8 protein-coding genes are annotated in these 7370 nt (G+C 59.9%); 4 read left to right on the forward strand and 4 right to left on the reverse strand.

Annotated features, from left to right (window positions below):
• The first annotated feature begins 23 nt into the window (after positions 1 to 23).
• Positions 24 to 206 carry a helix-turn-helix domain-containing protein gene (locus tag L0M99_RS07890; RefSeq protein ID WP_022865466.1) on the forward strand — a complete coding sequence of 61 codons (183 nt, stop codon included), beginning with the start codon at positions 24 to 26 and terminating at the stop codon, positions 204 to 206.
• On the opposite strand, the gene L0M99_RS07895 is transcribed toward L0M99_RS07890, so the two are convergent.
• On the reverse strand, positions 203 to 388 hold the full coding sequence (locus L0M99_RS07895) for a hypothetical protein (RefSeq protein ID WP_238128289.1): 186 nt from the start codon (positions 386 to 388) through the stop codon (positions 203 to 205). The genes L0M99_RS07890 and L0M99_RS07895 overlap by 4 nt on opposite strands.
• On the opposite strand from L0M99_RS07895, the gene L0M99_RS07900 reads away from it, so the two are divergent.
• The 3 genes from L0M99_RS07900 to L0M99_RS07910 all read left to right on the forward strand — a co-directional run bounded on the left by L0M99_RS07900 (position 377) and on the right by L0M99_RS07910 (position 2220).
• Positions 377 to 1399 (forward strand): DUF4192 domain-containing protein, encoded by a 1023-nt coding sequence (locus tag L0M99_RS07900; RefSeq protein WP_238128290.1) that lies wholly within the window; start codon positions 377 to 379, stop codon positions 1397 to 1399. The two genes, L0M99_RS07895 and L0M99_RS07900, sit on opposite strands and share 12 nt — an antisense overlap.
• Positions 1400 to 1561: 162 nt before the next feature.
• The gene (locus tag L0M99_RS07905; protein ID WP_024058953.1) at positions 1562 to 1705 is read left to right on the forward strand and encodes a hypothetical protein; all 144 of its coding nucleotides are present in this window, start codon (positions 1562 to 1564) and stop codon (positions 1703 to 1705) included.
• 89 nt (positions 1706 to 1794) lie between these two features.
• Entirely contained in the window at positions 1795 to 2220 is a 426-nt protein-coding gene (locus L0M99_RS07910) for a single-stranded DNA-binding protein (protein ID WP_016456430.1), read from the forward strand.
• Between the two features lie 569 nt (positions 2221 to 2789).
• Here L0M99_RS07910 and L0M99_RS07915 read toward each other — a convergent pair.
• From L0M99_RS07915 to L0M99_RS07925, 3 genes are all read right to left on the reverse strand, one after another.
• Entirely contained in the window at positions 2790 to 4121 is a 1332-nt protein-coding gene (locus L0M99_RS07915) for an ATP synthase F0 sector subunit B (protein ID WP_024058951.1), read from the reverse strand.
• A 1547-nt stretch (positions 4122 to 5668) separates the two neighbouring features.
• On the reverse strand, positions 5669 to 5968 hold the full coding sequence (locus tag L0M99_RS07920; RefSeq protein ID WP_024058949.1) for a hypothetical protein: 300 nt from the start codon (positions 5966 to 5968) through the stop codon (positions 5669 to 5671).
• 171 nt (positions 5969 to 6139) lie between these two features.
• Positions 6140 to 6448, reverse strand: coding sequence for a helix-turn-helix domain-containing protein (locus tag L0M99_RS07925; protein WP_024058948.1), 309 nt, complete (start codon positions 6446 to 6448; stop codon positions 6140 to 6142).
• Between the last annotated feature and the right edge of the window lie 922 nt (positions 6449 to 7370).

Here is a 7370-nt window from a genome sequence, read left to right on the forward strand (position 1 = left end):
TTGTCCAGCGCACCCGTGAGGGCGTGGCGCACGCCCGCGCCCAGGGCAGGGTCGCCGGCCCCAAACCGAAGCTCGACCAAGAACAAGCCCAGATCGCCAAGGAGCTTATTGAGGGCGGCAAGTCCGTCAGTGCAGTAGCCAGGACATTCAACGTCTCGCGGCCGACGATCTATCGCGCTCTCAAGCGCATCGAAGCCGACGCCTAAGCACAGGCTGCGTCGCTAGCGCTCGCACCCGGCGAGAAGGCACCAGGCTGCGCTAGCGACGCCCGGCGCACAAAGGCACTGCACTGCTGGGATACGCCTGCGACCGGCAGAGCCGGTCCGAATACGGGATTGACCACGTACACCCCGTATTCGTGCAAAGGAGCACTGCCATGTCCACTCATTCCCACACGCTTGCCTCCCACGGCGAGATCCTCGCGAACCTCCCCGGCATCCTCGGGTTTTACCCGAACAACTCGCTGATCCTCGCGTTCTTCGTCGACGACGAGGGCGTCGACACCATCCGCCTCGGCCCGGTCGCACGGTTCGACCTGGACGAGGCCGTGGAGAAGCTCACCGAGAGCCGCGAGCGGTTCGCAGCGTGGGTCCACCACCTCGAACTCGACGCTGTTATCGCGTACATGATCAGCGATGACATTGCGCAACCGATCTTCGACGAAACGGCGACGTATCTCACCAGCGGGGCAGTGCACCTACCGCCGCTGCTCGGGGTGGTGCAGGTGCCCGAGATCGTCACCGGGGCTGAGTGGTGGTCTGTGTACCAGCATCCGCTCATCAACGAGCCGCGCCACGGCGTTGTCGGCGAGGTCGCCGCATCGGCGGCGCTTAAGCAGATGCTAGAGCACACCGGCGAACTGCCGGAGCCGAGCAAAGACGACATCGAGGCACGGTTGAACAGCACCGATCACGGCATCGACGCCGCAGAGCACGCCGACATCATCGAAGACGCGCTGGCCTTTGTCCCGCCAGTGTTTCCCGACATGCTGCAGCGTGAATACGAACAGGCGGCGGCAGGGATCACCCAGCCGAGCACTCGTGCTGTTCGGTCTGCGCTGAAATGCTTCACCACGCCGCGCTTGCGAGACACGCTGCTTGCCGCACTGCTCGATGAGCCGCAGGCTGGCCTTGCGTTCATAGAGAAGGTTATGCGTGCTGTCCCGACCAGCTGGCCGGGGATGCGGGCGCAGCTCACCGCCACTGTTGCCGTGCTCGCTCACGCCACAGGCCAGCCGGGACTAGCTGGCGTGGCTGCGCAGCGAGCCACCGAGATCGGGCCAGACGAGAACTTCCCGTCGTTGGTGGCGAAGCTCACCGACATCGGCCAGGGCGAGCGGATGGTCGAGCTTGTCCGCGAGGGCGCCGAGAAGACCCGTACCATCTTGTTCACCGAGTAACACCACCTACCCCGTTGCAGCGATGCAACGGGGTTTTCTTTTTCGCTGTATCGCCGTGGCTGGCGACAACAGACACTTCAACGAGGCAGGGGAGCGACCCCTAGACAGCAGAGCTGTCTCCAACAGACGGATTGACCATCAATCCGAACAAGGAGGCACGTGATGCGCGACTTCATCCACACCGACCTGGAACTGCTCTACCAGCTCGCCGACGGCATCGACGGCGAGGACGCCGATCCGGGCGCAGCACAAAAGCTGCGCGACCTAGAGGCGGCAGGCACACCGTTGCCCTGGGCAGTGCTGTAAGGACAGCTCAACCCCCGCAGCGGCAAAGCCGCTGCTTAAGTACCCAAATTGCACGGCAAATCACACCCACTCACGTAAGGAGAACCATCATGTCCAACCCCTTCAACAACGGCACCATCGTCGGCAACGCAGCTCGCGCACCCAAGCTGTTCGAGCACGCAAACGGCGGCGCGACGGTGAAGCTCAGCGTCTATGCGCGCAACACCTTCAAGAACAAGTCCACCGGCAAGGTGGAAAGCGAGATCGTGGAGCTGACCGGCTACGTCCAGGACGCCGCGAACCCCGGTGTGTTCGGCTGCATCGGCTCCGGCGATCGCGTTGCGGTGAGCTACTCGCTCAAGACCGACGTCTACACCGACAAGGACGGTGTGAAGCAGTACCCGCTGGTGGCGCGCATCGACACGGTGCAGCTGATCGATTCCAAGAAGGAGTCCGCTGCTCGCGCTGCCCGTCGCGGAGGCGAGGCGGCGACCGCCGCCCTGGCTGGCGCTGAGGGCGAAGAAGTACCGTTCTAACTACGAAACCCCGCAGGGAAACCTGCGGGGTTATTTTTTCAACCATTTCACACGCCAATTTGCTGCGAATCACTTGTGCAGTTTTACGGTGCAGTGGTGCGGTGCTTTTACTGGCGTTTCTGCTGCGCAACTCACTGCACTATGTAGTGTCTGTGACATTTCATTAACACGTAGGTTGCACTGTGTATTGGGCACCCATTTCATCGACACGTTTACTGCGCAATCAAATGCCCTGTCACTTTAATGACATGTGAATTGGGCAGTGAAGTGGTTTGTCATCCTATTGACACCTTTACTACGCGACAGAATGACAACGACATTCTGTCGGCCCTTCTACGGACATCTCTTCTGCGCAGCACATGCCCCGTCGTACACACCGACGTGCTGCGCACTATCTCCGCCACTCAACAGGCCAATTCACTGCGCAACGTAGTGACACCGGCCCCACCTAGCCGAGATTTCTTCGATTTTCGCTGAATATCAGCCGTTTACCCGCCGCCAATGACCTACGACGCCGACGGCCCCCTGTTAGGCCCGCAGAAGGCCGTACAGGGCAGGGGAGAGCAGTGCTACAACTCCATACCGCCATCACGATCACGCTGCTGTTGCTGCTGGCGGCGCTTCTCGATGCGCTCGCGTGCACGCTGCTGCGCCCCGCCCTTCTTGCCTGAGGTCTGCGACTGCCTGAACAGCGTGTAACGCTCAAGCAACTCTGGGCTGCGATGCAGTTCTTGCACCAGGAACTTCTTATCCAAGTGCTCCAACTGTTGTCCTGACTTCACCGCTTCTTCGATGATGATGGCGGCTTCATCTTCGGCGTCCGTGTGCGCGTTGCGGCGGATCTGATCAGCCTCATCGCGGGCATCCTTGCGCGTTACTGCAGCGTCGCGTGTGGCCTCGTCGCGGATGCTCGTGGCCTCATCTCGTGCTTTGCTGCGGATCGTCTCGGCGTCGCGCTCATCCTGCTTACGGGCCTCGTCGGTCTTGCGAGTGATCGTCTCTGCTTCGCTGCGAGCTGCGGCTGTAATATCGCCCGCCTTGGCCCGCGCAGTCTCTTCGGCTCGTTCGAGCAGCTCGTCTGCTTGCGCTTCGGCCAGGCCCAACTCCTGCTCAGCATCCTTGCGTGCTTCGCTGCGGATCTCTTCGGCTTCTTGCTCGGCCTTCTCGCGTGCTTCCTTGAGCACACGCTCGGCAACCTCGCGAGCCTGTGCTTCAGCATTCTCCTGTACGCGCTGGGCTGCTTCGCGGGCTTCTTGCGCCTGTTCAAGTTCCTTAGCAGCCTGCTCGCGGTCACGATCAATTGCGTCCATGTCGCGCTGCACGGATCGCTTCTTGACTTCCACATCATCCTCGCGCTTGGCGAGATCGCGCTCCCGGTCTTGTTGCTCGGTGTAGCGGTCGAGGTTGAGTGACTCGTCATGACGTTCGGAGACTTCTAGTTCCACCGGATAGCCGAGCGAGTGCATGTGTTCGCGCAGGCCCCGTTGCGCGTCGATGAACTTCTGGTTACCCGAGATCTGCTTGCCCTTCTTCGGGCCGGATGTGTACCGCACTGAGGTGTCAGTGTTGTACGCGATGCCGGGGCGGCAACGGAGCTTGTCGGGATCTTCGGGCTTCGGTGAGAACGTATCCGCCTGGAACTGGATGTGTGGCGTTGATTCGTCAAAGTTCATATCACCGCCAGCGACTGCGTCGATACCGCCGGGGATGAAGTTTTCTGCAAGCCAGCGCATTGACTCTTCGAGGTACTGCTTTGCTTCCTCGTAGTCGCGGGCGACATAGCGCGGACGTTTCACTTCGCGCCCGTCCACCTCACTGGTGTAGTAGTCGGGGATCTCCTTGCACATCGACTTCGGCAGATACACGACGAACAGCGACGTCTTGAAACTGTTCTTCTGCACGCGCACTCCGTCCATCCGAGGCGTCTACGGCCGCCACAGGGCCGTACAGCCGCTGCCACAAAGATGAACCAATCGAGTCGCGGCGCTACACATTTGCATCAACAGCTGCCGCTGGATCTGCTGCAGCGCGACGCGCTGCGAAACACACGTCGCTGGCGGTGCTCGTTACATGCGCTTGCGCGCATATGGCCGCCGCGAACGTGATGCGTCTGCACAGATACTGTGCTTATGGCACGGGCCGATATGGAGTGTGTTATTCGACCCGTGTTGTTATCACCCGCAGCAGCATCAACACCGCCTTGCGGCGGATGGCTCGCTGCGGGATTTGGAACACCCTGCAATAACCGCCTGGCGGCGGTGCCAGAGTGCAGGGTGTGGCTGTGCGCACCACGTAAACAATGTCGGTCTTGCCGTTCGGTTCGACGCCGTGGCACGTTCGCAAGCTCACGTTGCACACGGCGTGCGCGATGACGCGGGAACACGCCGCAAGCGGCGTTTCCACCCGTCATCGGCCCTTACTTTAAGACCGACATACAACGGCTGACGCCGCATGTGGTGCGCACAGCGTGGCGACCTGCAGATTTTGCGTAGGCACCATGTGCGCTTCGCGCATCAACGGGCCGTTTCGGGTAAGGGTCGAAGACCGTGTCACAACCCGAAACACGCAGGTCGCAGCCCCCTTCTGTGTCAAAACCCCTATATGTTTGTCGTTATAGGGGTAGAAGGGGGAAAAGGGCATAAGGGGGTGCGACGCCTCCGCTGCGCTCCGGCGCTCGGCATAGCCGAGGCACTGCACCGGGTGTTACTACTCGCTGGCGCTCGCATAACCCGGTGCCCGGCGCTGGCGCGCCGCCCCTTATAGCCCCAGTCTCAGACCTCGCTCGCTCGGTCTGGCTGGTGCTGTCTTGCCCTCCGCTTGCGCTCCGGTCAAGATGCCCAATAGTGCAGCTGGCGCTGCACCTTGTGTGATGACCCATGCTCTGTATTACGACACTGCTGGCAATCCGATATATCACGTCGATATACATTCGGATATGCCAGCATCGATGTGTCGTGTTTGGGTCATCACGAAACGCTCCATCACGGCAAGCCTGCCGAGATGGATATTGGCGTATCTCACGGCGCGGCATTATGCGGCGTCCGCCGCATACCATCTGCCGTCGCGGTCACAACTTCAGCAACATGACTGTTGCTGAAATCTGCTCTGTCCACGCTGCTGTCTTTGCTGCACCCACGGCCCCGTCTTCGGCATATTTCAAGTCCACACAAGACTATGCCGGCCAGAACCGCGCATAACAGCAGCGCGACATACCGCCAGCCATGTGGCGGATGATCCAGGCGACGGGGCAGACGTGTATATGCCCCGTCGCCGATACCGGCGCAAGCATCGTGACAGTGTCACGTGTAGCGGTGCCGCAGCCACCCGCACACACGCGAAAACCCCGCCCTTGCGAGCGGGGTGTGTGGCGACATCAAACGTGACGGCTGTACGTCGTCACGCCGCGTGGCCGTACACACATGAGGTGATTGCGTGTACGGCTAAAGGGTTAGTCGGGTACAACTTCTAGATGCCGCTTCGGCTTACTGCCCTCGGTGCTCTCAGGCGTGTCGCCGTCACCGTTCTCAGGTGTATCGCTGTCCCCTTCGGTGCTGGCGGACTTGTCACCGTCCCCTTCGGTGCTGGCGGACTTGTCACCGTCGAGATTCACCTCGAACTCTTCGGCATACTTGCGCAACTGCGCAAGGCGCTCCTTTGTCGCTTTGTGTGCACGGCGCGCCTCGTTCACGGTATCTTTTGCTTGCTGCTCATCGCGCAGCGCTGCTGCGTAATCGTCTCTGAAAGACATGGTTTGTTCTCCTTGGTTGAATGAACTGTTTATTTGGACTCGGGGCACGACGGTGGAGCGCGCGTGTGTAGTAGCACGGCCATCACCCATCAGCCCTCGCACTCAGTTCAAGACCCAGCCTGACTAGCTGAGCTAAGCGGCGGGATCTCGTCGTAGGCGGGTTTGTCCGCATTAGTGCTTCACACCGCCCAGCACCGTGACGAGCTGCTGGCGCTGCTCATCTGTCAGTTGGGGCGCTGCATTCACGACGGCATCGACGAAGCCGTCGAATAGCTGCGGGGCAGGGCGGCGTGCGGCCGCGAGGTAGGCGTCGAGATCGTCTTGGCGAATCCGATAGGCGGTGCCGAAACGGTGGAATGAAAGACGGCCCTCTTTAATAGCTTTTCGCAACGTGGACTCGGAGCCGACGCCGAGATCGGCGAGTTCCTGCAGCGTGTAAAAGCGTGGCGCGACGGCGGTAGTCGTGTCCTTTTCGGACATAGAAAAACGCTCCTGGGCAGATTGATCTGTCCCGGAGCGGGGTGCTTTACCGGCTTGCTATTCAGGCGGCTTGGAGTGCCGTGCTCAACTCGCTAGAACGGTGGTCTGCCGTCCCATCGCTTTACGGGAGCGCTTACTCCCTACCTGACCGCTTTTGTGGTTGGCAATGCCGTTGCCGACCGGTCTATCTCGTCGGAGGAACCGCGCCTATCACGGTCGAGAGGCTGTCTCTTTATGAATTATCCTCGGGGTTATCCCCCGTATGCGGCTGGCTAAACCAAAAACGAATTAAAACGCCACATACGGTCTGGGGGCCATCGTACGGAACTTATGCGTCGCGCACAATAGCCTGCGACCTAATCTTTACGAATCGAACCGAGCACGTTTCTACACGCCACGTGGCACGGCTGGGGTGTTGTGGTGGGGCAGCTGTTGTGTGGCGGCATGGTGACACGCAAGGGGCGCGCCTTTTTGTGACCTGTGACACGTCTATAGTGTGCTCGTTTCGTAGTTTTGACCTCGTTTCGTAATTTGCCGATCAAAATACGAAAAAATTACGAAACGCTCTACCTGCGGTTTCGTAGAACTACGAAAATCGGAAAACCAAATTACGAAACACGCGATAACGCTGTGACCTGCACAGACGCGTCACATTTCGGGGATGTTTCGTAATTTTGCGGCATTTCGACCCAAACCTTTTAAGGGAGAGACACAGACACACATTACGGGCACATGTCTACGACATAGACCGTCCTCATTGAGGGCACGCTGCAGGGGTTGTAGCTATGTGACACGGCCGGGATGCTGCGTCACGGTGACACGCAAGGGGCGCGCCTTTTTATGACCTGTGACACGTCTGTAGCGCGCTCGTTTCGTAGTTTTGACCTCGTTTCGTAATTTGCCGATCAAAATACGAAAAAAT

The sequence above is a fragment of the Varibaculum cambriense genome, from assembly GCF_022133705.1.
GTDB classification, from domain to species: domain Bacteria; phylum Actinomycetota; class Actinomycetes; order Actinomycetales; family Actinomycetaceae; genus Varibaculum; species Varibaculum cambriense_A.

Bases quoted from the DNA above. Each gene is read 5' to 3' on its own strand.
- L0M99_RS07920 (WP_024058949.1), bottom strand. From the start codon at position 5,968: ATGTCTTTCAGAGACGATTACGCAGCAGCGCTGCGCGATGAGCAGCAA.
- L0M99_RS07895 (WP_238128289.1), bottom strand. From the start codon at position 388: ATGAGTGGACATGGCAGTGCTCCTTTGCACGAATACGGGGTGTACGTG.
- L0M99_RS07900 (WP_238128290.1), top strand. From the start codon at position 377: ATGTCCACTCATTCCCACACGCTTGCCTCCCACGGCGAGATCCTCGCG.
- L0M99_RS07910 (WP_016456430.1), top strand. From the start codon at position 1,795: ATGTCCAACCCCTTCAACAACGGCACCATCGTCGGCAACGCAGCTCGC.
- L0M99_RS07925 (WP_024058948.1), bottom strand. From the start codon at position 6,448: ATGTCCGAAAAGGACACGACTACCGCCGTCGCGCCACGCTTTTACACG.
- L0M99_RS07905 (WP_024058953.1), top strand. From the start codon at position 1,562: ATGCGCGACTTCATCCACACCGACCTGGAACTGCTCTACCAGCTCGCC.